Origin of the sequence: Streptomyces argenteolus (assembly GCF_042902585.1) — a bacterium.
GTDB lineage: Bacteria > Actinomycetota > Actinomycetes > Streptomycetales > Streptomycetaceae > Streptomyces > Streptomyces argenteolus.
The window spans coordinates 473125-496691 of record NZ_JBIBEG010000001.1 but is presented as its reverse complement, the minus strand read 5'-3'; the positions used below and the strand labels follow the sequence as shown (position 1 = coordinate 496691).

Annotated in this window: 20 protein-coding genes; 9 read left to right on the top strand and 11 right to left on the bottom strand. The window is 73.0% G+C overall.

Going from position 1 to position 23567, the window contains the following annotated elements; genetic code table 11:
- The first annotated feature begins 96 nt into the window (after positions 1-96).
- On the top strand, positions 97-579 hold the full coding sequence (locus tag ACFY8O_RS02155; protein ID WP_145803234.1) for a MarR family winged helix-turn-helix transcriptional regulator: 483 nt from the start codon (positions 97-99) through the stop codon (positions 577-579).
- A gap of 145 nt (positions 580-724) precedes the next feature.
- Here the strand turns inward: ACFY8O_RS02155 and ACFY8O_RS02150 are convergent, their stop codons facing one another.
- Positions 725-1510 carry a hypothetical protein gene (locus ACFY8O_RS02150; protein ID WP_387897977.1) on the bottom strand — a complete coding sequence of 262 codons (786 nt, stop codon included), beginning with the start codon at positions 1508-1510 and terminating at the stop codon, positions 725-727.
- 367 nt (positions 1511-1877) lie between these two features.
- On the opposite strand from ACFY8O_RS02150, the gene ACFY8O_RS02145 reads away from it, so the two are divergent.
- The 5 genes from ACFY8O_RS02145 to ACFY8O_RS02125 are packed head-to-tail and all read left to right on the top strand — an operon-like array spanning position 1878 to position 7688.
- Positions 1878-4895 (top strand): sensor histidine kinase, encoded by a 3018-nt coding sequence (locus ACFY8O_RS02145; RefSeq protein WP_387897975.1) that lies wholly within the window; start codon positions 1878-1880, stop codon positions 4893-4895.
- Positions 4892-5371, top strand: a complete 480-nt coding sequence (locus ACFY8O_RS02140) for a roadblock/LC7 domain-containing protein (RefSeq protein ID WP_145803228.1) — start codon at positions 4892-4894, stop codon at positions 5369-5371. The genes ACFY8O_RS02145 and ACFY8O_RS02140 overlap by 4 nt, the downstream gene beginning before the upstream one ends.
- Positions 5368-5781: a DUF742 domain-containing protein gene (locus ACFY8O_RS02135; RefSeq protein WP_145803226.1), complete on the top strand. Its 414-nt coding sequence runs from the start codon at positions 5368-5370 to the stop codon at positions 5779-5781. Before ACFY8O_RS02140 ends, ACFY8O_RS02135 begins: the two co-directional genes overlap by 4 nt.
- The gene (locus tag ACFY8O_RS02130) at positions 5762-6412 is read left to right on the top strand and encodes a GTP-binding protein (protein ID WP_145803224.1); all 651 of its coding nucleotides are present in this window, start codon (positions 5762-5764) and stop codon (positions 6410-6412) included. The genes ACFY8O_RS02135 and ACFY8O_RS02130 overlap by 20 nt, the downstream gene beginning before the upstream one ends.
- A 37-nt stretch (positions 6413-6449) precedes the next feature.
- Entirely contained in the window at positions 6450-7688 is a 1239-nt protein-coding gene (locus tag ACFY8O_RS02125; RefSeq protein ID WP_145803222.1) for a styrene monooxygenase/indole monooxygenase family protein, read from the top strand.
- A 78-nt stretch (positions 7689-7766) separates the two neighbouring features.
- Here the strand turns inward: ACFY8O_RS02125 and ACFY8O_RS02120 are convergent, their stop codons facing one another.
- The 5 genes from ACFY8O_RS02120 to ACFY8O_RS02100 all read right to left on the bottom strand — a co-directional run bounded on the left by ACFY8O_RS02120 (position 7767) and on the right by ACFY8O_RS02100 (position 13801).
- Positions 7767-8912 carry a C40 family peptidase gene (locus tag ACFY8O_RS02120; RefSeq protein ID WP_387897969.1) on the bottom strand — a complete coding sequence of 382 codons (1146 nt, stop codon included), beginning with the start codon at positions 8910-8912 and terminating at the stop codon, positions 7767-7769.
- A gap of 196 nt (positions 8913-9108) precedes the next feature.
- Positions 9109-11697 carry an outer membrane protein assembly factor BamB family protein gene (locus ACFY8O_RS02115; protein ID WP_387897967.1) on the bottom strand — a complete coding sequence of 863 codons (2589 nt, stop codon included), beginning with the start codon at positions 11695-11697 and terminating at the stop codon, positions 9109-9111.
- A gap of 71 nt (positions 11698-11768) precedes the next feature.
- Positions 11769-12044 (bottom strand): hypothetical protein, encoded by a 276-nt coding sequence (locus tag ACFY8O_RS02110; RefSeq protein WP_145803216.1) that lies wholly within the window; start codon positions 12042-12044, stop codon positions 11769-11771.
- Between the two features lie 24 nt (positions 12045-12068).
- On the bottom strand, positions 12069-12830 hold the full coding sequence (locus tag ACFY8O_RS02105) for a TetR/AcrR family transcriptional regulator (protein ID WP_387897964.1): 762 nt from the start codon (positions 12828-12830) through the stop codon (positions 12069-12071).
- 35 nt (positions 12831-12865) lie between these two features.
- On the bottom strand, positions 12866-13801 hold the full coding sequence (locus ACFY8O_RS02100; protein ID WP_387897961.1) for an AurF N-oxygenase family protein: 936 nt from the start codon (positions 13799-13801) through the stop codon (positions 12866-12868).
- 189 nt (positions 13802-13990) lie between these two features.
- On the opposite strand from ACFY8O_RS02100, the gene ACFY8O_RS02095 reads away from it, so the two are divergent.
- The 3 genes from ACFY8O_RS02095 to ACFY8O_RS02085 all read left to right on the top strand — a co-directional run bounded on the left by ACFY8O_RS02095 (position 13991) and on the right by ACFY8O_RS02085 (position 17058).
- On the top strand, positions 13991-15100 hold the full coding sequence (locus tag ACFY8O_RS02095) for a ferritin-like domain-containing protein (protein WP_145803210.1): 1110 nt from the start codon (positions 13991-13993) through the stop codon (positions 15098-15100).
- Positions 15101-15204: 104 nt separating this feature from the next.
- The gene (locus ACFY8O_RS02090; protein ID WP_387897958.1) at positions 15205-16095 is read left to right on the top strand and encodes an ADP-ribosylglycohydrolase family protein; all 891 of its coding nucleotides are present in this window, start codon (positions 15205-15207) and stop codon (positions 16093-16095) included.
- A gap of 123 nt (positions 16096-16218) precedes the next feature.
- A complete protein-coding gene (locus tag ACFY8O_RS02085; RefSeq protein ID WP_387897955.1) occupies positions 16219-17058 on the top strand; it encodes a hypothetical protein in 840 nt (279 codons plus the stop codon).
- Here the strand turns inward: ACFY8O_RS02085 and ACFY8O_RS02080 are convergent.
- The 5 genes from ACFY8O_RS02080 to ACFY8O_RS02060 form a co-directional block, all read right to left on the bottom strand.
- A complete protein-coding gene (locus ACFY8O_RS02080; RefSeq protein WP_387897952.1) occupies positions 17051-18124 on the bottom strand; it encodes an amidase family protein in 1074 nt (357 codons plus the stop codon). The genes ACFY8O_RS02085 and ACFY8O_RS02080 overlap by 8 nt on opposite strands.
- 37 nt (positions 18125-18161) lie before the next feature.
- A complete protein-coding gene (locus ACFY8O_RS02075) occupies positions 18162-19619 on the bottom strand; it encodes a penicillin-binding transpeptidase domain-containing protein (RefSeq protein ID WP_387897950.1) in 1458 nt (485 codons plus the stop codon).
- Positions 19616-21010 carry an FtsW/RodA/SpoVE family cell cycle protein gene (locus tag ACFY8O_RS02070; RefSeq protein ID WP_387897947.1) on the bottom strand — a complete coding sequence of 465 codons (1395 nt, stop codon included), beginning with the start codon at positions 21008-21010 and terminating at the stop codon, positions 19616-19618. The genes ACFY8O_RS02075 and ACFY8O_RS02070 overlap by 4 nt, the downstream gene beginning before the upstream one ends.
- Positions 21011-21092: 82 nt before the next feature.
- Positions 21093-21413, bottom strand: coding sequence for a zinc-ribbon domain-containing protein (locus ACFY8O_RS02065; RefSeq protein ID WP_145803200.1), 321 nt, complete (start codon positions 21411-21413; stop codon positions 21093-21095).
- Positions 21410-23542, bottom strand: coding sequence for a PBS lyase (locus tag ACFY8O_RS02060; RefSeq protein ID WP_387897944.1), 2133 nt, complete (start codon positions 23540-23542; stop codon positions 21410-21412). The genes ACFY8O_RS02065 and ACFY8O_RS02060 overlap by 4 nt, the downstream gene beginning before the upstream one ends.
- Positions 23543-23567: the final 25 nt, after the last annotated feature.

The window sequence follows — 23567 nt, the reverse complement described above, 5'->3', positions numbered from 1 at the left end:
CGGAGGTCTATGCCTGCGAAATACTGGCCAAGCTGCGGTGATAGCGGCGGTTGAAAGAAATTTTCATCGGCTGGAAAGCGTGTGAGGGGTACTGACGTGCACGGGAGCGAAAGCGGTGGTGAACCCGGCGCAACCGCCGGAAGTGGTGTGGACCATGAGTTCCTGGCGCTGGAGCGCGAGTTGGCGGTCTTCCTGCGCCGGGCGCGCGCCAACTCCGGTGAGATGGCCCGCGAGGTGCACCCGGACCTGGAGGCCGCGGCCTACGGGCTGCTCGTACGGCTGGAGTCGGCCGGGCGGCAGCGCGCGACGGATCTCGCCGCCTACTTCGGTGTCGGCAAGGCGACCATGAGCCGGCAACTGCGGGCCCTGGAGTCGCTGGGGCTGGTGGCCCGGGAGACCGATCCGGCCGACGGTCGCGCCTCCCTCGTCCACCTCACCGATGAAGGCCTCGCGCGCTTCCGGAGGGTCCGCGACGCGCGCCGGGGCCGGTACGCCCGCAAGCTCGCGGGCTGGGACCGCGCCGAGGTCGCCGAACTCGCGCGGCTGCTGCACCACTTCAACGAGCGCTCCGGGGACTGAGGCGAGCCGGCGCGAGGCCGGACGGACGGCGGGGGGAGGGCCGCCCGCGGGCCACGGGGACGGGCGCGCCCGGAGTGACGCGCGCCCCACGGCCGGGGGCCGCGCGCGAGGAGGGCGTGCGGCGCTGGGGGATCGCGGACGCGGGCTAGAACTCCACCAGCGCGGCTGTCGCGTCGTCGTGGGTCTTGCCCCGACGCAGGAACACACGGCCGGTGTCGGCCCGCTCGAGCTCCCGCACCCGGTCGATGAGCCCTTGCGGCCCCACCTTGCGGAGCATTCCGAGGGTCCCCGCCCAGTCGCCCTCGCGGAACTTCTCCGTCCAGCGGCTCGCCCCGTCGGTCAGCGCGGCCAGGGCCCGCACCTCCGTCCGGAGGTGCTCGCCCGTCACCGCGCGTGACACCACCGACGGGTCGGCGCCGGCGGTGAAGAAGCCGCCCTCCTTGTTGCGCAGGTGGGTGTCCACGGCCTCCTCCGAGGTGAGCGAGCCCGGAGGCAGCCGGTCGAGGCGGTCGTCGAGCACCGGCTCGACGGTCCCGTCGGGCGCCTCCAGCAGCAGAACGGAGTCGGAGAGCACCAGGTGCTCGATCCGCACGTCGTCCCACCGCGCGAGGACCACCGTCGCCTGGGGCGTGCGTACGTGAGAAAGGTCACACAGGGAACGGTGCGTGTCGGCGGTGCGCCGAATGGACAGTGCGAGGATGTCCGCCAGCGTCAGATCCCGCCGCGAAGCGGACAGTTCGGCCAGGGCGCCGCCGAGCCGCGAGGTGAACCACGAAACCGAGTGCACACACCCGTCGCCGCCCCGGGGTGGCGTGACTCCGTCGAGCAGGACGAGGGTGCCGCCCTGGCCGGCCGCAGGGGCGACGGCCGACGCCCAGTCCTCGTTGGGGCGTTCGGGACTGCCGGGCTCGGTGGCGAGTTCGATACGCATCCGGCCAGTCTGCACCAAGCCTTCACGGGGCCTGCACGATCGCGGCGGGACCGTACCAGCAGGTCAGAGTGGCCCGCGGCACCGGAACAGCGGGCTCCGTGCATATGCGGGCGGGCATACTGCCAAAGCCTGGCCCGAACTTCCACCCGGCGGCCCGTGCATGCCCGACGGCGCCCCGGGGGAGACTTGTTCGCCAACTCCGGAGTGATGTTCACTCGTTCGAGTGGCGGAGCGGTTGATGCGCGGCCCCCTCTCAAAAGCGCTGGAATGGTCAGAAGCCGTACGGTGCCCACCAGGGCGGGGTTCATTTACGTGACCGTGCGTCACCTCTGCTTCAAGGGCGGACGAGTCAAGATTGCGAGCACCGGTGCAGAAGAAGCGGCCTCGGAGCAAGGACAGCACGCGCGAGGAGTCCGGGGCGACGCCTCAGACAGCGGGTGCCTCCAAGCGGACCGTACGGGTACGCAGCCGGCTGGTCGCCGGCGTCGCCGTCGTGGGGATCACCGTCATCGCCGCGGGTGCCCCGGCGGCTCTCGGCGCGTCCTCCGATCTCAACGAGTCCCAGAGCCTGGTCACGCTCGCGAAGCTGAACCAGCAGGCGATCACCCTCGCGCACTCCCTCGCGGACGAGCGCGACGAGGTCGTCACGCACATCGCGGCCGGCCGCAAGGGCGGGGACGAGGACGGCTCGTCGAGCCCCGCGGCCCGTGTCGACCAGCAGGTGGACGAGATCCGGGAGGCCGCCCCCGCCGCGCTGCGCCGTGACCTCTCGACCATCCCCTCGCTCCGCCGCGCCGCCCTCACCGGCGAAGGCTCCGCGATGGACGCCTACCAGGCGTACTCCGAGGTCATCGCCAAGCTCCACGGCCTCGCGGACGAACTCGCCCAGAAGACACCGCCGCGCGCGGCCGACGCCACCCGCGCCCCGCTCGCCCTCGGCGGCGCGGTGGAGCAGGCCGCCGCCACGCGAGGGCTGCTCCTGGCGGCGCTCTCCGTGCCCGGCACCGAGCCGCAGGAACCCCGGATCGACCCGTTCACCGGGCTGCCCGTCCAGGGGCAGGACACGAGCAGCGGCGAGGACGACCGCAACCGCGACGAGCTCAGCGCCGCGGCCCAGCAGGCCCGGGTACGCGAACTCGCCTCCCTCGCCGAGTTCGACCAGGCCGCGGGGCCCTCCGCACGCGACAAGCTCGGCTCCACCGTCACCGGCCCCGAGGTCACCGCCGCGGAGAAGTACCTCACCCGGCTCACCGACCGGCCCGAGCTGTCCGACTCGGACCGGTCCTCCGACCCCGAGAAGGTCGAGGCAGCCCTCTCCGCCAGGATCGACCGCATGCGCGGGGTCGAGTCCGCGCTCGGCACCGCACAGGTGCAGCGTCTGGAAGGGATCCGCGACGACGACGTCACCGCCCTGGAGCTGCGCCTCGCCCTCCTCGGCGGCTGCCTGCTCATCGCCGTGGGCGTCTCCACCGCCGTCGCCCGCACCCTCACCCAGCCGCTCGCCGTCCTGCGGATCGGGGCGGGCCGTATCGCCGCCGAGCCCGAGACCGCGGAGCCGGTCCGCTACACGGGGCGCAACGACGAGTTCGCCCAGGTCGTACGGTCCATCAACGCGCTGCACGGCAAACTGCACGGCCTGCACCACGACGTCACCGGTCAGCTCCAGAGCCTGCAGACCGAGCGCGGCGAACTCGTCGCGGGCCGCGAGGCGCTCACCCTCCAGCGGGCCGAACTCCAGGTCACGGTGGCCGAACTCACCGGTCAGCTGGAGCGGCTGAGGAACACGGTCCACCACACCTTCGTCAACCTCTCGCTGCGCACGCTGGGGCTTGTGGAGCGCCAGCTCGGCGTCATCGAGGGCCTGGAGGAGCGCGAGCAGGACCCGGAGCGCCTCGCCACGCTCTTCAAGCTCGACCACATGGCCACCGTGATGCGGAGGCACAGCGAGAACATGCTCGTCCTCGCCGGCACCGAGCACGGACAGAGCCACCCGAACCCGATCCCCCTCGTCGACGTCCTGCGCGCCGCCGTCAGCGAGATCGAGCGGTACGAGCGGGTCACCATCCAGTCCCTGCCGCCGCACGCCCAGGTCGCGGGCTTCGCCGCGGACGACCTCAGCCACCTCGTCGCCGAACTCCTGGAGAACGCGACGTCCTTCTCGCCGCCCGACTCGCATGTCGAGCTCTCCGGCTGGCTGCTGGAGACCGGAGAGGTGATGCTCTCCGTGCAGGACGAGGGCATCGGCATGTCGGCGGTCCGGATGGGCGAGCTCAATGCCAGGCTGGCGGACCCGGCGTCCTTCGAAGCGGGTGAACAGGCCGCGGACGGGGCCGGGCTGGGTCTTCAGGTGACCTCGCTGCTGGCCGCACGCCACGGCGTACGGGTCCAGCTGCGCGAGCAGAAGGGGAGCGGGGTGACAGCGGTCGTCGTCCTTCCGCAGGCCCTGCTGCCCAAGGCGCCGCCCGCGTCCTCCCCGCCGCCCGTCCAGCTTCCCGGGGACGCGCCCGCGCTGAACCTCCCGGGGTCGGTCGCCGAGGCCAACTCCAACGCCCTGCCGTCCCGTTCCGCCGGTGACCCGCTGATCGCCGCCGCCGAGCGGACCCTGCGGGCCACGGGCACGGACGCGGCGGCGGAAGCCGATGCCGCAGCGCCCGCAGCGGCGGACGCCGCCCCCGCACCCGGACCGGTCGCCCCCGCGGCAGCGGACGCCGCACCCGCCGGAGCGGCGCCCTCGGCGTCCGCCCCGGCCCCCGAGGCGCCGGCCCCGGCCGCGCCGGCCTCCGGTGCCGGGATCCCCCCGGAGTCCGAGGCCGAGACCACCATGCAGGTCCGGCTGCCCGTGCAGCAGAACACCGAGCAGGGCACCGGCCGTGACGCGGAGCCCGGCACCCCCTCCGACGTGCCCGTGCCGTCCCGGCCCGAGGCGCCCTCGCACGCCCGGCCCGAGGCGCAGAGCCCGTACGCCATCAGCCCCGACCGCCATGAGCGCGCCGCCGACACGAGTCCCGCTCCGTCGCCCGCCGCCCCGGCCGCCGCTCACGCCGACGCCGTCCCCGGCCCCCGGCAGCCGCTGACCGGACTGGGCGAAGAGGTGCCCGACCCCGCACCCAGTCCCGCGCGGCTCACCGACAAGGGGCTGCCCAAGCGCACCCCGAAGATCGTGGCGTCACCGACCGCCCCGGTCGCCGAGCGCAAGGGAAGCATCGACAGGGAAGCCCTGCGCCGGAGGCTCGGCGGCTTCCACCAGGGCGCCAAGGAGGGGCGGCGCGACGTCGAGGCGGAGATCGCCGAGAGCGGCCCACAGACCGACCACACTGAGCTGACCGACCGTAACGACGGTCGAATCGATGAGACGGGGGACACAGTCGAGGAGGCACGCAGTTGACTGCGCCCAGCACATTCGGGCTGAGCACCGAGGCCCGGAACCTTCACTGGTTGCTGAGCAATCTCGTGGAGGAGGTGCCCGGAGTCCACTCGGTCACCGTCGTCTCGTCCGACGGACTGATGCTGCTGTCCTCGGACCCCGGTCTCGCGGCGGCCAAGGCCGCGGGAGGTGCCGGAGGCCCCAGGGGCTCCAGCGCCGACCTCGCCACGATCGTCTCCGGCATCGGGTCCCTCACGATCGGCGCCGCCAAGCTGATGGACGGCGGCGGCGTCAAGCAGACGATGGTGGCGATGGACGAGGGCAGCGTCTTCGTCATGTCGATCAGCGACGGTTCGCTGCTCGGTGTGCACGCCACCCCCGACTGCGACATGAGCGTCGTCGCCTACCACATGGCGCTCTTCGTCGGCCGTGCAGGACACGTACTCACCCCCGAACTCCGCAGTGAGCTGCGCAAATCGATGGAGAGCACCCAGTGACGTCAGCTGCTGAACCCGTACGAAAACTCCCCGTCCGGGGTGCCGACCGCAAGGCGGCACGCGTCCGTCCGTACTCCCTCACCGGCGGCCGGACCCGCTTCGGCCACGTCCTGCTCGTCGAGACGTTCGTCGCCGCGCTGGAAGCACCCGAGGAGCGCCGCGAGCTGACCAACGGCAATCTGGCCTCCCGGGTCATGCCGGAGCTCCGCGCCATCGTCGAACTCTGCCGCCGCATGCGTACGGTCGCGGAGATCTCGGCCCTGCTGAAGATGCCGCTCGGAGTCGTCCGGGTGCTGCTCAGCGACCTGGCCGACCAGGGAAAGATCCGCGTGTACGGAACCGGTCACGGAGCCGGCCAGCCCGACCGCGCACTGCTCGAAAGGGTGCTCAATGGACTCCGCCGTCTCTGAGGCGCCGCTCTTCACTCCGCGCCCCCGAGGTTCTCAGGACGCGCCCGTCGAGTCGGTACAGGCCTGGCAACTCGACACCACCCGCGCGCCGATCGCGACCAAGATCGTGGTCGCCGGAGGTTTCGGTGTGGGCAAGACGACCTTCGTCGGTTCGGTCTCCGAGATAACCCCGCTGCAGACCGAAGCGCTGATGACACAGGCCAGCGAGGAGACCGACGACCTCTCGGCCACGCCCGACAAGGTCACCACGACCGTGGCGATGGACTTCGGCCGTCTCACGCTCGACGACGACCTCGTCCTGTACGTCTTCGGCACGCCCGGTCAGCAGCGCTTCTGGTTCATGTGGGACGACCTGGTGCGCGGCGCGATCGGCGCCGTCGTCCTGGCCGACACCCGGCGCCTCGCCGACTGCTTCGCCGCACTCGACTACTTCGAGAGCTGCGGCCTGCCCTACATCGTGGCCGTCAACCACTTCGAGGGAACGACCGGTTATGACGAGGCCGACGTCAGGGAGGCCCTGACCGTAGCTCCGCACGTGCCTGTTGTGATCATGGATGCGCGTAAGAGGATCACCGTCGTCGAGTCGCTGCTCGCTCTGGTGGGCCACGCCCTCGACGTCGCCCCCGAGTAACGACAGACGCACCCAGTACACGTAACGGAGAACCGCGATGCGGAAGATACTCATAGTCGGAGCCGGCCAGTCCGGTCTCCAGCTGGCCCTCGGACTCCAGTCCCACGGGTACGAAGTCACCCTGATGTCCAACCGCACCGCGGACGAGATCCGGTCCGGCCGAGTCATGTCCACCCAGTGCATGTTCCACACGGCTCTCCAGCACGAGCGTGACCTCCAGCTCAACTTCTGGGAGTCGCAGGCCCCGCGGATCGAGGGCGTCGGAGTCTCGGTCGCCGGTCCCGACTCCTCGCGTGCCGTCGACTGGGTCGGCAAGCTCGACGGTTACGCCCAGTCCGTCGACCAGCGCGTGAAGATGGCCGGCTGGATGGAGACCTTCGCCCAGCGCGGCGGTCAGCTCGTCATCCACGGTGCCGCGGTCTCGGACCTCGACTACTTCTCCCGTACGTACGACCTCGTCATGGTCTCCGCGGGCAAGGGCGAGCTCGTCTCCATGTTCGGCCGGGACGCCTCCCGTTCGCCCTTCGACAGCCCGCAGCGCGCGCTGGCCGTCGCCTACGTCCACGGCATGGGCCCGCGCCCGGAGCACCCCGAGTTCGACGCGGTGCGCTGCAACCTCGTGCCGGGCGTCGGCGAACTCTTCATCATGCCGACCCTGACGACCTCGGGCCGCGCGGACATCCTGTTCTGGGAAGGCATCCCCGGCGGGCCCCTGGACGCCTTCCAGGGCATCAAGGACCCCTCGGAGCACCTGGCCAAGACGCTGGAGCTCATGGAGCGGTTCACGCCGTGGGAGTACGCGCGCGCCACCAAGGTGGAGCTGACCGACGCCAACGCCACGCTGGCGGGCCGTTACGCCCCGACCGTGCGCAAGCCCGTCGGCCGGCTGCCCGGCGGCGGCCTGGTGCTCGGCGTGGGCGACGTGGTCGTGGCCAACGACCCGATCACCGGCCAGGGTTCCAACACCGCGTCCAAGTGCGCCCACTCCTACCTGCACTCGATCCTCGAACACGGCGACCGCCCCTTCGACGAGGAGTGGATGGAAGCCACCTTCGAGCGGCACTGGGAGAAGACGCAGCACGTCGTGAAGTGGACGAACGCGATGCTCGGCCCGCCGCCGGAGCACGTGCTGAACCTGATCGGCGCGTCCGGTCAGCTCCAGCCCGCCGCCGACCGGTTCGCCAACGGGTTCGACAACCCCGCGGACTTCGACAACTTCTTCTTCGAGCCCGAGAAGACGAACGCCTACCTCGGCTCGCTCACCGGAGCCCTGTAGGACCTCGGTCCGCGAAGCGCCGACCGGGCCGCCGCATCCGTCGCCGGACAGGGGACGGGCGCGGCGGCCCGGTGCGTCTCAGACCTCCGGGGCGTCGTACCCGTCGTCGGCACCCGAGACGGCGTCCTCGGGCAGGTCCGGCAGCGTGTACGTGCTCAGCGGCTCGCTCTCCGGGTCGGGGCGTACCGCGCCCAGCAGCGGGTTCGACGCGAGGGGCGAGACCTTCACCGTGGCGCCCGGCCTCGGAGCCTGCACCACCAGCCCGTCGCCGATGTAGAGGGCCACATGCGTCGCCTTCGGGAAGTAGACCACCAGGTCGCCCGGGCGCAGCGAGTCCATCGGCACCCTGGGCAGCCGGCGCCACTGCTCCTGCGAGGTGCGCGGGATGTCCCGGCCCGCGGCGGACCACGCCTGCGAGGTGAGCCCGGAGCAGTCGTAGGACTCCGGGCCCTCGGCGCCCCAGACGTACGGCTTGCCGATCTGCTCGACCGCGTACGCCACCGCTTCCTCGCCCTCCTCGGACGGTGCCCGGGCCGAGCTGAGCGCTCCCGAGGCCGCCAGCGCGTCCTGGGCCTCGCCGACGTTCTTCCGTTCGAGCGCCGAGAGCGCGGCGAGCTGTTCGTCCGAGAGCGAGGCCAGCATCGCCTCGATGCCCTTCAGCCGGGACCGCACGGCGTCCCGCTGTTCCTTCCGCCGCTCGGTCAGCACCCGCTGCCGCTCCCGCACCGCCCGTGACCTGGCGGCCAGCGTCTCGGCGTGCTTCTCCGCGCCGGTGAGCCGCTCGATCACGGCCGCCCGGCCCGCCTGCGCGCGCTCGATGACGTGGCTCTGCTCCAGGGCGCGGGAGGGGTCGTCGGCGAGCAGCAGCCGCAGGTACGCGGAGAAGTCGTTGCTTCCCTGGTATTGGTCCCGCGCCAGCCGCCCCGCCTCCCTGCGGCCGGACTCCAGCGCGGTGCGGGCGCGTGCGACCTCGGTGCTCAGTCTCCTGGCCTCCGCGGTCCGCTTCTTCAGCTCCTCCTCGGTGCCGTTGTAGAGCTCCCCGGCTTCCTCGGCCTGCTGGTAGAGCGTCTGCAACTGCTTGAGCAGCCCGGCGACGCCCTGCGGGGCGGGTCCCGGGGCCGGGACCGGATCGGCGCCGGCCGGCTCCGCGGGTGCGGGGGAGGCGGCGACGAGGGCGGCGGCGAGCGCCGCGGTGCAGAGGGTACGTGCGAGCCGGCCTGACACGACATCACCTCCAAGGACGAGGGCGATGCCAGCTAATCGGAAAAGCCCACGAATGGTCGGATCGCGACCATCCGGTCATGTGCCGTGGGGGGATGCAAGGACCGACCGGCGTGCCGTCCGGGGCGTACCCCGAACGGCGTACGCCCCTGGCGCGCCACGGACGGCGTACACCGGCAGGGGGCGGCCCACGGGGGAGTCACGTCACGGGCAGGGCGTAGAAGGCCCGTTCGCGCTGGACGACCACGTTCTTCCTCCCGGCGGCGAGCACCCGGTACGGCGCGAGCACCGTGGCGCCCTTCGGGTCCTGCACCCCCACGTCCTGGAACTTCCACAGCCTGCGCCCGTCCCCGGCCGCGAACGCGGTCACCTGCGAGGCGTCGGCGGCCAGCAGGGTCTTCCCGCCGCCGCTGAGCGTGAGCGCGGGGGCGTTGCCGCCGAGGGGCACCTCGGTGGAGCGGCGCCAGAGCAGCCGTCCCGTCGCCCGCTCGACCGCGCCGACCTCCTGGTTGCGGTTCGTGGTGTGCAGCAGGGTCCCGGCGGGGAGGGGCGTGCCGAAGAGGGAGGACGCGGTCCCGTTGAGCGTCCAGAGCGGCTTGCCCGTGCCCGTCTCGAAGGCCTGCAGATCGTCGCCGACGGCGGCGTACAGCCGGCCCCCCTCGTCACCGGTCGCCGCGCCGGACGGCGCGACCGTGCCGAACTGCCGGTTCCACAGGAGCTTTCCCGTGGTGCGGTCGAAGCAGCGGAAGACGGCCTTGCCCTTTCCGGCCGTCACGTCGGCGGGGGTGAGCGTCGCGGCGTCCTGGCGTACCACGAGGTCGGCGTCGCGGACGGCGGTCAGCCGGTAGGCGGGGGTGCCGGGCGCCCGGCCGGCCGGGACCGCGACGCGCCACAGCTCCTCGCGCCGCACGATGTCGTACGCGAAGAAGTAGGCCCTGACGACCTGGGTGTCCTTGCCGGGCTTCTTCCCCTTCTTCGGCTTCGGGGACTTCACGGTGACGGTGTGGGAGCCGGTGAACCAGAGGACGGACCCGGTCAGGCCGGTCAGCGGGGCCACCTTCATCCCCGGTACGCCGGTGAACTGGTCCGCGTAGCGCAGCCGGTGCCTGATCCGCCCGTCCTCGGGCGACAGCCACAGGAACTCCGTCGGGCTCGCCAGGAAGCAGAGCCCGTCCCCCGCGGCCATGACGGTCTGCGCGCCCGCGGCCTCGGCGCGCTCCCAGCGCTTGCGGCCGGTCCGCAGGTCGACGGCGGTCGCCCCGGCCGTGTCCGTCAGCACGAGCAGTTCGTCGCGCCACACCCCCGCCGTCAGCGGGGCGGGCCCGGCGGCCGGGTGGTGGTACGTCCACCGGGGGTCGGGAGCCCGCCCGGGAGCGGTGGGACGGGGCTTCGCCGCCGGCTTCCCGTCGGTGGCCGGGGCGGGCTCGTCGGAGCCGAGGGCGGACACCGCGGTCGCGCCCAGGACCAGTCCGGCGGCACCCGCCGCGACGGTGGTCAGCAGGGCCCGCCTGCTGGTCGCGGGGGTGGAGGCCGCCGTGGAGGCCGGTGCTGCGCCCGGCAGGGGCAGCGGAGCCGGGGCGCCCTGCGCCGAGGCCGGGTGGGTGTAGCCGTACGGCCGGGCCTGAGCCGGGGCGGGGAGCGGCGCGGGAGCGGCGGGCCGCGGGGGCACGGCACCGGAGGCCGGGCCGGGGAGCGCGCGGGGGTCCTCGCCGGAAGGACCGCCCGGGAGCGCGCCGGGGAGTTCGCGCGGCAGTGCCAGCTGGGCCGTGGCCCGGTCTGACCGGGGCGCCCGCACGGTCCCCAGGAAGCGGGTCGTCCCGCTGTCCTCGGCGGTGTCCCCGCCGACCGCTGGCGCGTCACCGCCTGCGGGTCCCTCGTCCTGGACCGGATCGGACGGCGGCTCCAGTGCCCGGGCCCGCGCCCCCTGGTCCGTCACGGCCGCCGCCAGCGGCCCGGGGAGCCAGCCGCCCTTGGCGAGCCCGGCGGCGCCCTCCAGCGCCAGTTCCGCCGCCACCGACCCCGCGGTGGGACGGTCGTCCGGGTCCTTCGCCAGGCAGCTCGCGATGAGCGCGCGCAACTCGTCGGGTACGGAGCCCAGTTCGGCCGACCCGTGGGCGATGCGCTCCGCCGCCTCCTCCACGGGGCCGTCGGCGAGCGGGGTCGTCCCGGTCGCCGCGTACGCGAGCAGCAGACCCAGGACGAAGAGGTCGGACGCCGGCCCCGCCTCCTTGCCCGCGACCTGCTCGGGAGTGAGGTAGCCGAGCCGCACGGACAGCTGCCCGCCCTCGCGCGCCTCGGCGGAGGCCGCCGCCCCCAGCGGCCCGAACGCCGTCAGCCGGGGCCCGTCCCCGGCCAGCAGCACGGTCTGTGGGGCCAGCCCCTGGAGGACGGCTCCGGTGGCGTGCACCCGGGAGAGGGTCTCGGCCAGCCCGGCGCCCAGTATCCGTACGGCACGCTCGGGCAGCGGGCCCGCCAGGCCGATCGCCTCGGCGAGGGTCACCGCGGGGACGTACGCCGCGGCCGTCCACAGGCCGTCGTCCTCGGGCACGGCGAGCGAGGGCTGCACCCAGCCGCCCGCCAGCCGTTCCGCGATGCCCGCCTCCGCGCGGAAGCGCCTGCGGAACGCGGGTACGGACGCGAGGGCGGCCCGCGCCGCGGTCACCACGGCGAGCTCGCCGCCGTCCGCGTCCCGGGCCAGGTAGTGCACCGCGCTCGCGCTCTCGCGCAGGCGGGCCAGCGCCGTGTACGGGCCGAAGCGGCGTGGATCGTCCTGACGCAGCGCCTCCATGGCGCACCCCCCTTGTGACCGTGCCCTCGGCATCTGACCGTCGATCTTACGGGCGTGGGCGGGCCCACCGCTCAGGACTCGCTGCGGCGCCTGGTCCAGGGCCACTTGGGCGTGAAGCGCTCACGGCCGCCGGGGGCGAACTCGTAGACCCAGCCGCGCTGGATGCCGAGCCGCTTCGAATATCCCGCCGGGGCGCGCCGGTAGGCGTACACGGTGGCCGGGCCGCCCCCGGCGTCCGGTACCGGCACCTCGTACCACTTGGGCGGATGGCCGGTCGGCCCGAGCAGGACGGGCAGCTCGCGGCCGTCCAGGGGCCCGCCGCGGAAGGGGGTGTTCTCACTTTTCACCGGGCCAGTCTGACCCAGGCGCGGTCAGCCGGGCGGCAGCAGGTGCGCCGCCCCGCCCACCACCGGGACGATGAGCGTGGCGAGCCGTCCGGCGGGGCCCTCGGGCGTCTCCTGGCTCAGCAGGTCCGCCACCACCGCTGCGGTCTCCTCGTCCGAGGCCGCGGTGACCGCGAGCAGGGCCATCAGATGGTCCACCAGCCAGCTCCGCAGCCCGGCGGCGTCGGGCTGCTTCCCCTCGTCGAGCCAGATCAGCGACGCCGCCTCCACGGCGGCGATCCAGGTGCGCACCATCATCCGCAGCCGGGGACCGGCGGCCTCCTGTCCGGGGCCGCTGCCCCGGCCCAGGTGGAGCAGGATCTGCTCGGCCGCGGCCCTGCGCACGCCGTCCACGATCGTGGAGGTGCGCGAGGTCTCGGCCACGCTGCCCCCGCGCAGCAACGCGCTGAAACCGGCGTCGTGCTGGTCGACGAAGCCCAGATAGCGGTCCAGGACCCTGCCCACCCGCTCGGTCGGGGGCCCGACGGGCGGTTCCGCGAAGCAGAGCGTCAGCTGCTCGGCCGCCGAACCGAGCGCGGCCTCGTACAACTGCTGCCTGCCGCCGGGGAAGTAGCGGTAGACCAGCGGCCGGGAGACCCCCGCCACCGCCGCCACCTCGTCGATCGACACGTCGTCCGGCGCCCGGTGGGCGAAGAGCGTGAGCGCCGCGGCGAGGAGCTGGGCGCGGCGTTCCTCGACACCGAGCCGTCGGTAGGCGCGGGCCGGCGGTGCTGCGGGGGCGGAGGTCATACTCCGAAGCCTAAGCGGTGGCTTCAAGAGCCCCCTCAGGCCAGCAGACCCGAGCTCTTCCACAGCCTGCGTCCCACGCCGTTGAGCACACCGATGTCGTCGAAGAAGTCCGTGAGCCGCTTCGCCCCCGTCTGCATGACCTCGGCGCGGTGGCCGCTCGCCTTCACCTGGGCGACGGCCTCGTGCCGGTTCAGCCCGACGTTGTCGTACACCTGCGGGTTGACGAAGCAGACGGAGAAGACGCGCGCGGCCTCCCCGGAACTCAGCCGTGTCATCCGCCGTTCCCAGGCCGGCGCGGTCACCATCTGGCGGCGCAGTTCCTCGCGTGCGTAGCGCACGTGCCGGGCCTCCTCGACGACATGGATGCGGGTCACTCCGCGGACGAGCGTCTGGACGCGCTCGTCGGGGAAGGTGAGCCGCTGCATCCAGTCCAGGATCTCCTCGCCGAGCAGGGTCGCGGCGAAGGAACCGGGGGTGGTGGAGACCGTCTTCAGCACCCGCGCCAGGTTGTGGTAGCGCGGAGGCACGGGATAGCTGGGCGCGCCGCCCCACTCGATCATCCGGGCGAACATCATCGAGTGGCGGCACTCGTCCGCTATCTCGGTCAGCGCGTAGCGCACGTGTTTGCTCGTCACGGACTTGTCGTAGATGTGGCGCACGAGGAGCTGCATCAGGATGATCTCGAACCAGATGCCGAGCGAGGCCAGGGAGGCGGCCTCGTGGCGGGCCAGCTCCATCCGCTGTTCCTCCGGCATCCTCCGCCACAGCGGCGTGCCGTAGAGGGAGACCAGCTCCGGGGGCCAGAACCACTTGCCGTCCTCGATGGGCGAGGACCAGTCGAGCTCGGTGTCCGGGTCGAAGGAGTGCTTGGCCGAGGCCTCGAGCAGGCGGACCGCGACCTGTTCGCGGTCCTTGAGGGGGCCGAGCGCGTCGCGCAGCACCTGGATGTCCTCTTCGGTCACTGGCGTCATGGCTGAAGGCACCTCTCTGCGGGGGTTACCGGCGGTCAACTTCCGTTCAGAGATTATGAGACGGCTTGTCAGCAAGGCAGTCAATCCCTTGTGCGCGACTTGTTGACCGCGCGTCTACCAACGTGTGAACCTGCCAACTGACGTCAGCACCACGGAATGCACGATCCTCGCCAGGCGAAGGAGCTGTCCGTGTCGACACACGACCTCTACATCACCCCGCCCCCGGCTCCCACATGGCAGGTTCCTGCCACGGGTGCCGCCCGGTTCAGCTGGGACTACGACGACGGCCGCGAACGCCTCCTCGCCCTCTACCAGAAGGGCAAGGACAAGCAGTGGGACGGCAACAAACGCATCGACTGGAGCCTGGAGGTCGACCCCGCCGACCCGCTCGGCACCCCGGACGAGGCCCTCACCCTCTACGGCACCCCGCACTGGTCCAAGATGACCGAGCGGGACCGGGGTGAGCTGCGCAAGCACTACACCTCCTGGCAGTTCAGCCAGTTCCTGCACGGTGAGCAGGGCGCCATGGTCTGCGCCGCCCGCATCGTGGAATCGGTCCCGGACCTGGACGCGAAGTTCTACTCCGCCACCCAGACGATGGACGAGGCGCGGCACGCCGAGATCTACGGCCGCTTCCTGCACGAGAAGGTCGGGATGCTCTACCCGATCAACGACAACCTCCAGGGGCTCCTCGGCGACACCCTGCGCGACTCCCGGTGGGACATGCCCTACCTCGGCATGCAGGTCCTCATCGAAGGGCTCGCGCTCGCCGCCTTCGGCATGATCCGCGACACCACGACGAAGCCGCTGCCCAAACAGATCCTCGCCTACGTCATGCAGGACGAGGCCCGGCACGTGGCCTTCGGGCGGATGGCGCTGCGCGACTACTACAAGCAGCTGAGCGACGCGGAACTGCGCGAGCGCGAGGAGTTCGTCATCGAGGGCTGCTACCTGATGCGCGACCGCCTCAGCGGCGTCGAGGTCCTGGAGAACTTCGGCATCGGCAAGCAGGAGGCCAAGGACCTCTCCGAGCACTCGGAGTACCTCCAGCTCTTCCGCAAGCTCCTGTTCAGCCGGATCGTGCCGTGCGTCAAGGACATCGGCCTCTGGGGCGAGCGGCTCCAGAAGGCCTACGTCGACATGGGCGTCTTCGAACTCGGGGACTCGAACCTGGACCTGCTGATGGCCCAGGACGAGGAGATCGCCGAGCAACTGGACCGGGACCGCTTCGCGGCGGAGGAGCAGGCGCGCGTGGCGGAGGTCGAGGAGGCGATAGCCGACGGCGGCGTACGGGACTGAGCCGTTCCCTTCGGAGCTCGGGCCGCGCCGGCGGCGGGTGTGCTCCCGGCCGCGTGCCGAAAACGGGGTGTACGGCGCCCGGGCCGTACGGACAGGATGGAGGCATGAACTCGACCACCGTCCCAGGGGACCGCGCGGCGGCACGGCGCAGCCTCGAGGCACTCGCACTCGGTGACGCCTTCGGGGAGCGGTGGTTCCCGCTCTTCAGGCCGCCCCGCCAGGCCTACGCGGAGGTCCGGGCGCGCCGGACCCCGCACGAGCCCGTGTGGCACTGGACCGACGACACCGCCCTGGCCCTCGCCCTCCAGCGGGTCCTCGACGAGTACGGGGAGGTCGAACAGGACCGGCTCGCCCTGTACTACGCCCTGGCCTTCGACGCGGACCAGGCCCGCGGCTACGGGCACGGCATGCACATGCTGCTGCCGCTGCTCCTGTCCGCGCCCGCCGACTGGCGCACCCTGGCGCCCACCCTGTTCGAGGGCGGCAGCCTCGGCAACGGCGCCGCGATGCGGGTCGCGCCGCTCGGTGCCCGCTTCCACGCCGACCTCGGCCACGCCGCGGAGCAGGCCGAGCTCTCGGCGGTCGTCACCCACTCCCACCCCGAGGGCGTCGCCGGAGCGGTGGCGGTCGCGGTGGCCGCCGCGCTCTCGGTGCGGGGGGAGTTCACGCTGGACGCGGTGGCCGAGCGCACGCCCGCGGGGCTGGTGCGGGACGGTGTACTGCGGGCGGCGGAGGTGCCGTTCGCCACGGAGCCGTGGCAGGCCGCCGACCTCCTGGGCAACGGCCACCGGATCAGGGCCGACGACACGGTGCCGTTCGCGCTGTGGACCGCCGCCCGGCACCAGGGCGACCTGGAGGCGGCCCTGTGGGCGACGGCCGAGGGGTTCGGGGACGTGGACACGACGTGCGCCATCACCGGGGGCGTCGTCGGCGCGGCCACGGGCATGGACGGGGTCCCCGCGGAGTGGCGCCTGCGCCGGGAACCGCTGGACTGAGCGGCGGGCGGACCCGCAAAGGGGCCGCGGTCCGGCCCGCGGACGGCCGGTCTCCGGTGGCGCCCGCGGCCCGTACTCCCGTACGCCGGCTGCCCGTTGACGAGGGTGACGTAACGTGAGTGCATGAGCATGCCACCGCCGCAGCAGAATCCGTACGGGCAGCCCTCGCCGCAGAGCCCGTACGGGCAGCACCCTCTGCCGCAGCAGAACCCGTACGCGCAGCAGCCCCCGTATCCGCAGCAGGTCCACGGCTACCCGCAGCAGCCCGGGAGCGCCGGCGGTCCGTGGGGGAACACCGGCGGGCCCGGGTGGCCGCAACCGCCCCGGGCGCCGCGCAGGAACCGGGCGGGGCTCGTCGTGGGCATCGTGCTCGGGTCGCTCGTCCTCGTACTCGCCGTCGGCTTCGGCGTGTTCGCGCTGCTCGGCAGGAGCGCGACGACGTCGTTCCCCGAGGCGACGCACGAACTCGTGGTCGGCGAGACCGTGCTGAAGGGGGAGTTCACCCTCACCCAGGACCTGTCGGACACCGAGGGCAAGGAGATCGAGGAGGCACCCGATCCGACCGTCCGGGACGGCGAGGCCGCGCTCGCCCAGTACGGCTCCGAGGAGAACGGCATGCTGGTGCTCTCCGGCCTGCACGGGCGGCTGTCCGACCCCTCGCTCATGCGGACGAAGATCCTGGAGGGTGTCACCGCCGCGGAGGGGACGACCGTGGCCGTGCCCCCCGAGGAGTTCAGTCCCGAGGGGTACGACATCACCGTGGAGTGCCAGGTCGTGAAGATCGAGGAGATCGGCCTGACCGTCAACAAGCCCGTGTGCGCGTGGGCCGACGGGAACACCGCCGCCATGGTCTCCGTGCTCCGCACGGCCGACCTCGACAAGGACGCGCAGTCGGTCGACCTCGACAAGGCCGCCGAGGAGACCGCCCAGGTCCGCTCCGAGCTGCGCCGGCCGATCAGCTGAACCGGGGCGGCCGGGAGGGGGGCAGGACGCGCTCCACCGCGCGCGCCACCCCCAGCAGCGCCGCGTCCGTGCCCCGCCCGCTCACCAGCTGGAGCCCCGCCGGGCAGCCGTCCGGGGTGAAGCCGGCGGGCACGCTCGCCGCCGGATGCCCGCTGAGGTTGAACGCCCAGGTCAGGGCCGTGGAGTAGAGCTCCCCCGGTCCCTCGTGGCCGTGCGGGGAGTTGGGCGTGACCGGGGTGAGCAGCAACGGCGCACGGGCGAAGCAGGCGTCGAGCACCCGGTCGTCGGCGGCCCGCAGCCGCCGGGCCGGGGCCAGGGGCCCTCCCGCGCGCGTGGCGAACCACGCCGCGGCGGGGTCGGCCAGGTCGCACGAGCCGGGCACCAGGCGTACGGTCCCGGCGTCCACCAGCCGGTCCACCGCCTCCCGGGTCACCCGCGCCACCGCCGGGTCGACGGACGCGAAGCCCAGGTCGGGACTGTAGACCGCCGGAACCGGCAGCCGCGCGGGCCGGGGGACGTACCCGTCCAGGACGTGGCGCAGCCAGGTCTCCGCCCGGGCGGCCGAGCTCGCCAGCACCCCCGGGGACGCGAGACCCGTGCGGTCGGGGGAGGGGAGCAGGCCCGCCGTCGTCTTCAGGCCGAACACCCCGCACCAGGCCGCCGGAATCCGCACCGACCCCGCGCCGTCGCTTCCCGTGGCCAGCTCCACGAGGCCGGCCGCGACCGCCGCCGCCGATCCCGCGGAGGAGCCGCCCGGGGTCCGGTCGGGGCGCCACGGGTTGACCGTGCGGCCCCGCGCCCCCTGCCCCCACGTCTGCCACGTGGTGCCCGGACCGGGCACCGAGGTCGCACCGACCGGTATCCCGCCCGCGGCGGTCAGCCGGAGGGCGGCGTAGGAACGGATGCCCGTGGGACCCTTCACGGCGAACGGCAGTCCGGCGAGCGGGAGCCTGGACGCGGCCCCCGCGCGGGCCCGCGCCTGCTCGTGCCAGACCTCCGTGAAGGCGCACAGCTCGGGGTCGAACCGGTCGATCCGGGCGAGGGCCGTCTCCAGTGCCGTGGTCATGGCCCCAGTCTGCTGGGTGACGCGCCGCGGGACGGCCTCAGTTCTCCAGCGCGGCCTCCATCACCGCTCTGGCGATCGGCGCCGCGTTGCCGCCCCCGCTGATGTCCGCACGGTCGGCCGAGGCGTCCTCCACGACCACCGCCACGGCGACCGCCGGGCGCCCGGAGTCCGGGGCCTGTGCCCAGGAGATGAACCAGGCGTACGGCGTGCCCGAGTTGTCGACGCCGTGCTGGGCCGTGCCCGTCTTGCCGCCGACCGTCACCCCGTCGATCGCCGCGTTGGCACCGGTGCCGCTCTCCACCACGTCGACCATCATCCGCTGGAGCTGCTGCGCGGTCCCCGGCTCCATCGCCTGATGGTACGACTCCGAGCCGGGCCTGCGGACGGTGTCCCCGTCGCCCGTGGTCACACGGTCCACCAGGTGCGGGCGCCTGAGATCACCGCCGTTGGCCACCGCCGCGGCCACCATCGCCATCTGCAGCGGGGTCGCCGTCGTGTCGAACTGGCCGATCGAGGACAGCGCCAGCTGGTCGTCGCTCATGTCGGTGTCGAAGTTGCTGCGGGCCACCCGGGAGGGGATCGTCAGGTCGTCGTCGTTGAAGCCGAACCGGCCCACCGCCTCCAGCATCCCGTCCAGCCCCACCTCGACGCCGAGATGGGCCATCACCGTGTTGCAGGAGACCCGGATCGCCTCCGCCAGCGACGCCTTCTCACAGCCCCTCGCCTCGTTGGGCAGCGTCGTCGAGGTGCCCGGCAGGACATACGGGGACGGGGTGTCCGTCTCCGCGTCCGGATCGGTCACCACCCGGGCGTCCAGCGCCGCGGCCGCCGTCACGATCTTGAAGGCGGAGCCGGGCGGATAGGTCTGCCGGATGGCCCTGTTGAGCATGGGCCTGCTCGCCGAGCGGTTGAGCCGTGTCCACGCGTCGGTGACGGCGGATCCCGTGCCGGAGAGGACCTCCGGGTCGTACGAGGGGGAGGAGACCAGCGCCAGGACGCGCCCGGTGGACGGGTCGAGCGCGGCCACCGCCCCGCGCCGGCCGTCCAGCCCTTCGTAGGCCGCCCGCTGCATCGCCTCGTCGACGGTGGTGACCACGTCACCGCCGGGCTGCCTGCTGCGGGTGATGTCGCCCCACAGCGGGAGCGGAGCCAGGATCGGGTCGGTGCCCGAGAGGATCGCGTCCTCGGCGTTCTCGAGCAGCGTGGTGCCGTACGTCTGGGAGGCGTAGCCCGTCACCGGGGCGTACAACGGGCCGTGGCGGTAGGTGCGTTCGTACGCCAGCTGCTCCCCGGTGTCCTTCGAGCCGGTGACCGGCTCGTCGCCGACCAGGATGTTGCCGCGCGGCTGGTCGTAACGGTCGATCGTGGTGCGGCGGTTGGCGGGGTTCGCGTTGAGCTCGTCGGCCTCGAACAGCTGGACGCGCGCGGCGTTCGCCAGGAGGGCGACGAGCAGCAGCAGGCAGAAGGCCGCGGCGTGCCGGATGTAGCGGATCACTGGTCCTCCCCGGCGGCGACGGGCCCCGGGGTGCCGGATCCGGTGGGGGCGGGGGCGGCCGGAGGGGCGGGGGTGCGGGCCACGTCGCTCACCCGGATGAGCAGGGCGACGATGATCCAGTTGGTCACGACCGACGATCCCCCCTGGGCCAGGAACGGCATCGCCATCCCGGTCAGCGGGATCAGCCCCATCACACCGCCGGCGATCACGAAGACCTGGAGCGCCAGGATCGAGGCGAGGCCGATGGACAGCAGCCGCCCGAAGGGGTCGCGCAGGGCCAGCCCGGCACGGAAGCCGCGGGCCACCAGCAGCGCGTACAGCAGGAAGATCGCGGTGAGCCCGGCCAGACCGAGCTCCTCGCCCGCAGTGGCCAGGATGAAGTCGGACTTCGCGGCGAAGCCGATGAGGATCGAGTGCCCGAGCCCGAGACCGGTGCCGAGCATGCCGCCCGCCGCGAAGGCGAAGAGGGACTGGGCGAGCTGGCTGGGGCCCTGACCGGCCTCGATCGTGGCGTAGGGATTCAGCCAGTCCTCCACCCTGCTGTGCACATGGGGTTCGAAGGAGCCGACCGCGAAGGCGCCCGCGGCGGCCAGGAGCAGCCCGACGGCGATCCAGCCGGTCCGGCCGGTCGCCACGTAGAGCATGATCACGAAGAGGCCGAAGAAGAGCAGTGAGGTGCCGAGGTCCCGTTCGAGGACGAGGACCCCGACGCTGAGCAGCCAGATCGCGACGATGGGCCCCAGGACGCGTCCGGTGGGGAACTGGAGTTTCCAGATCCTGCGGCCGGTGTAGGCGAGCGCGTTGTGGTTCGCCGCGAGGTAGGCGGCGAAGAAGACCGCGAGCAGGATCTTGGCGAACTCACCCGGCTGGAAGGAGAGCCCGCCGACGCGGATCCAGATCTTGGCCCCGTTCACCGCCGGGAAGAAGATCGGCACGATCATCAGCACCAGCGCCGCGGCCACCGAGAGGTAGGCGTAGCGCTGGAGCACCCGGTGGTCGCGCAGCAGGACGACGACCACGATGAAGAAGGCCACCCCGAGCGTGGACCAGATCAGCTGGGTCGTGGCCGCCCGGTCGCTCGGCGTCTCCAGGTCGAGCCGGTAGATCAGCACCAGGCCCAGCCCGTTGAGCAGCACGGCGATCGGCAGCAGCAGCGGATCGGCGAACGGGGCCCGGAAGCGGACCGCGAGATGGGCGAGCAGGGCGAGGAGACCGAGACCGGCGCCGTAGCCCGCCACGTCGGGGGGTACGGCGTTGTTCCGGGCGAGGCCGACGGCGGCGTAACCGTAGACGGAGACGATCACGGCCCCGATCAGGAGCGAGAGCTCGACCCCGCGCCGCTTGGGCAGGCGTAGCTCGGGCGGGCGCGCGTCCGCCGTCGTTGCGGTCATGCCCCGCAACGTAGCAAGAGGCGGGTATTATTTCCCTTATGTCAGCTTCGTGGCACTCCTCGGTGGGCGTTCCCGCGACGGCTCAGCTCTGGTAGGGGTTCTGGCCGCCGGGCGGCGCGTAGCCGGGCTGCTGCGGCGCGGCGCCGTACGGATTGCCGTCCTGGCCGCCCTGGGCCTGCGCCAGCAGCTGGTCGGCCTGCTCCTTGGGTATCTGCCGCTCCCCGCCGCAGAAGGTGCACTGCGTCACGTACTTCGTCGAGAACGGGAACAGCGGCACGAAGAACAGCGTGAACTTGGTGACCCTCTTGCGCAGGGTGTGCGCCGCCGGATTGCCGCACCAGCCGCACACCATCGTGAGGACCGCCAGCTGGTACAGATAGCCCCGCGTACCGAAGATGATCATGATGTGGTTCCTTTCCCCGCTTCTCCCGGAAGCGCCCGCCGGCAGAGCGCCAGCAGCTTCTCGTCCCTATAAGTGTCGTGACTGCCGTACCCGCCGTCCATCGCGTTGTGACGGCGTACGGAGAGGAGCTCGGCGCGCAGCACCCGTGTCGCGTCCGAGCCTGCACCGCCGGGGCCCATCTGCGCCAGGCATTCCGCGACCCGGACCCTGACGTGACGGTTCCTCTCCCACGCCGACAGGAGCACGGGCACCACGTCGGCGGTCCGCCCCGAGACCTCCCACAGGGCGATCGCCGCCTCGACCCCGAGCCACAGCTCCTCGTGCGACAGCAGGGCCCGCAGCCCCGGTTCCGCGGCCGAGGCGAGCGGCCCCAGCGCGCCCAGGGCGCTCGCCGCCGCCAGGCAGTCGTGCGCCCTCTCCGCCCGCAGCCCCTCGGTCAGCACCGGCAGCACCGCGTCGGCGTCGCCGGTGACGGCCCACAGCGCCTCGGCCGCCTCCGTCGCCGCCCCCGTCCCGGGCCGGGCCATCAGCCGCCGCAGCTCCGGAACGGCACAGTGGGCTGCGGGCCCGAACGACGCCAGGGCCCGCACCGCCGCCGTCCGCAGCCACTCGCCCCGGTACTCGGGCGCCCCCCGCAGCACCCGCAGCACCTCCGGTGCGGCCTCGCCCGCCCGCAGCGCCGTCAGCCCCGTGAGCAGCGGGCTCGCCCGGTCGTACGCGCCCTCGTCCAGGCCGACCTCCCCGAGCCTGCGCCGCAGCACCCCGGCGAGCGGGGCCGCCGCGTCACCGAGGCACCGGATCGCGAACCCCGCGTCGTGCGGCACCTCCGGCCGCTCCAGGGCCGCCGCCAGCGCGGGCAGCGCCCGGGCGTCCCCCAGCCCCGCCAGCGCCTTCACCGCCGAACCCAGCCCCGGCGGGCCGCTGGCCCACTCCTTCACCCACGCCGAGGGGTCGGCCGCCACGCGCGCGGCCAGGGCGTCGGCGGCAGGCGCCGCCAGGCCGAACAGCTCCTCCAGCACGTGCGAGGCGGCGTCGGCCAGCCGCGGCTCCGGATCACCGAGCTGGACCCCGACCAGCCGCACCAGACCCTCGTACGAACCGCGCCAGGTCCGGATCAGTCCACCGCTCATCCGCACGGCGTCGACGCGCTGCCAGGGGTCCGGACTGCGCAGCTGGTCCATCAGCAGCGCCGTCCGGTCGTCCACCCGGTCGCCCAGCCCGCTGTGCAGCGTCCGCAGCAGGTCGGCGGCCCAGGGGGCGCTGCGGCCCGCGGACTCCCCGGCGGTCAGCTCCCGCAGCTGTCCCACCAGGGTCGGTGTGGTGGCACGGTCCGCCGGCCCGTCCCCCTCACCGGCCGGAGGTTTCCCGGCGGCCGGTTCCGCCCGGACCGGGCCCGAGCGCAGCTCCCGCAGCAGGCCGGACACGAGCCGGACGACGTCACCGGGCAGCGCGTCCGGGGCGCACCGGGCCAGCTGGGCGAGTGCCGCGAGCCGCAGTCCCGGCGCGTACGCCTCGGCGGCCAGCCGGCTCAGCCAGTCCGCCGCCTGTCCGCCCAGCCGCCGGTGGCGCAGCGCGATCCGGCCCGCCGCCTCGACGAGCGCGAGCCGCACCTCGTCGTCCGGCTCCACCGGCAGCCGCTCCCGCAGCAGCGCGAGCACCCTGTCCGGCCGCTCGTGCAGCGTGGCCAGGGCCAGGGGGGCGGCGAGCCGCACGCACGGGTCCTCGTCGGCGACGAGCTCGAAGAACACCGCAGAGCCGGCGGACACCGCCGCCGCGGCCATGGCGTAGTTGGCTATGCCCTCCATCTCGTCCTCGTCCAGCTCGTCGAGCCCGTCCTCCTCGTCCTCGTCCAGATCGATCCCGCCGATGCTGGTCAGCAGCTCGACGATGCCGCCGCGGTCCCTTATGCCGGGGTCCACGGCCAGTTCGAAGAGGAACGGGATGCAGGCGAGCGTGCACGCGTACACGTAGCCCTGGTGGTGCACCGCTCCGTACATCCCGTCGAGCGCGCTCTCCCGCTCCGCCGGATCGGCGGAGGCGAGTCCGTACAGGAGCCCCGGCACGTCGTCCGCCGGGCCGTAGGCATGCTTCATCGAGGCCCAGTCGACCTCGTCGATCCCCCTGAACACGCCACACCCTCCCCGTGTCTTGCCT

Excerpts from the sequence above, each read along its gene's own strand:
- ACFY8O_RS02150 (WP_387897977.1), bottom strand. The coding sequence starts at position 1,510 with ATGCGTATCGAACTCGCCACCGAGCCCGGCAGTCCCGAACGCCCCAAC.
- ACFY8O_RS02130 (WP_145803224.1), top strand. The coding sequence starts at position 5,762 with ATGGACTCCGCCGTCTCTGAGGCGCCGCTCTTCACTCCGCGCCCCCGA.
- ACFY8O_RS02125 (WP_145803222.1), top strand. The coding sequence starts at position 6,450 with ATGCGGAAGATACTCATAGTCGGAGCCGGCCAGTCCGGTCTCCAGCTG.
- ACFY8O_RS02115 (WP_387897967.1), bottom strand. The coding sequence starts at position 11,697 with ATGGAGGCGCTGCGTCAGGACGATCCACGCCGCTTCGGCCCGTACACG.
- ACFY8O_RS02105 (WP_387897964.1), bottom strand. The coding sequence starts at position 12,830 with ATGACCTCCGCCCCCGCAGCACCGCCGGCCCGCGCCTACCGACGGCTC.
- ACFY8O_RS02100 (WP_387897961.1), bottom strand. The coding sequence starts at position 13,801 with ATGACGCCAGTGACCGAAGAGGACATCCAGGTGCTGCGCGACGCGCTC.
- ACFY8O_RS02090 (WP_387897958.1), top strand. The coding sequence starts at position 15,205 with ATGAACTCGACCACCGTCCCAGGGGACCGCGCGGCGGCACGGCGCAGC.
- ACFY8O_RS02085 (WP_387897955.1), top strand. The coding sequence starts at position 16,219 with ATGAGCATGCCACCGCCGCAGCAGAATCCGTACGGGCAGCCCTCGCCG.
- ACFY8O_RS02080 (WP_387897952.1), bottom strand. The coding sequence starts at position 18,124 with ATGACCACGGCACTGGAGACGGCCCTCGCCCGGATCGACCGGTTCGAC.
- ACFY8O_RS02070 (WP_387897947.1), bottom strand. The coding sequence starts at position 21,010 with ATGACCGCAACGACGGCGGACGCGCGCCCGCCCGAGCTACGCCTGCCC.
- ACFY8O_RS02065 (WP_145803200.1), bottom strand. The coding sequence starts at position 21,413 with ATGATCATCTTCGGTACGCGGGGCTATCTGTACCAGCTGGCGGTCCTC.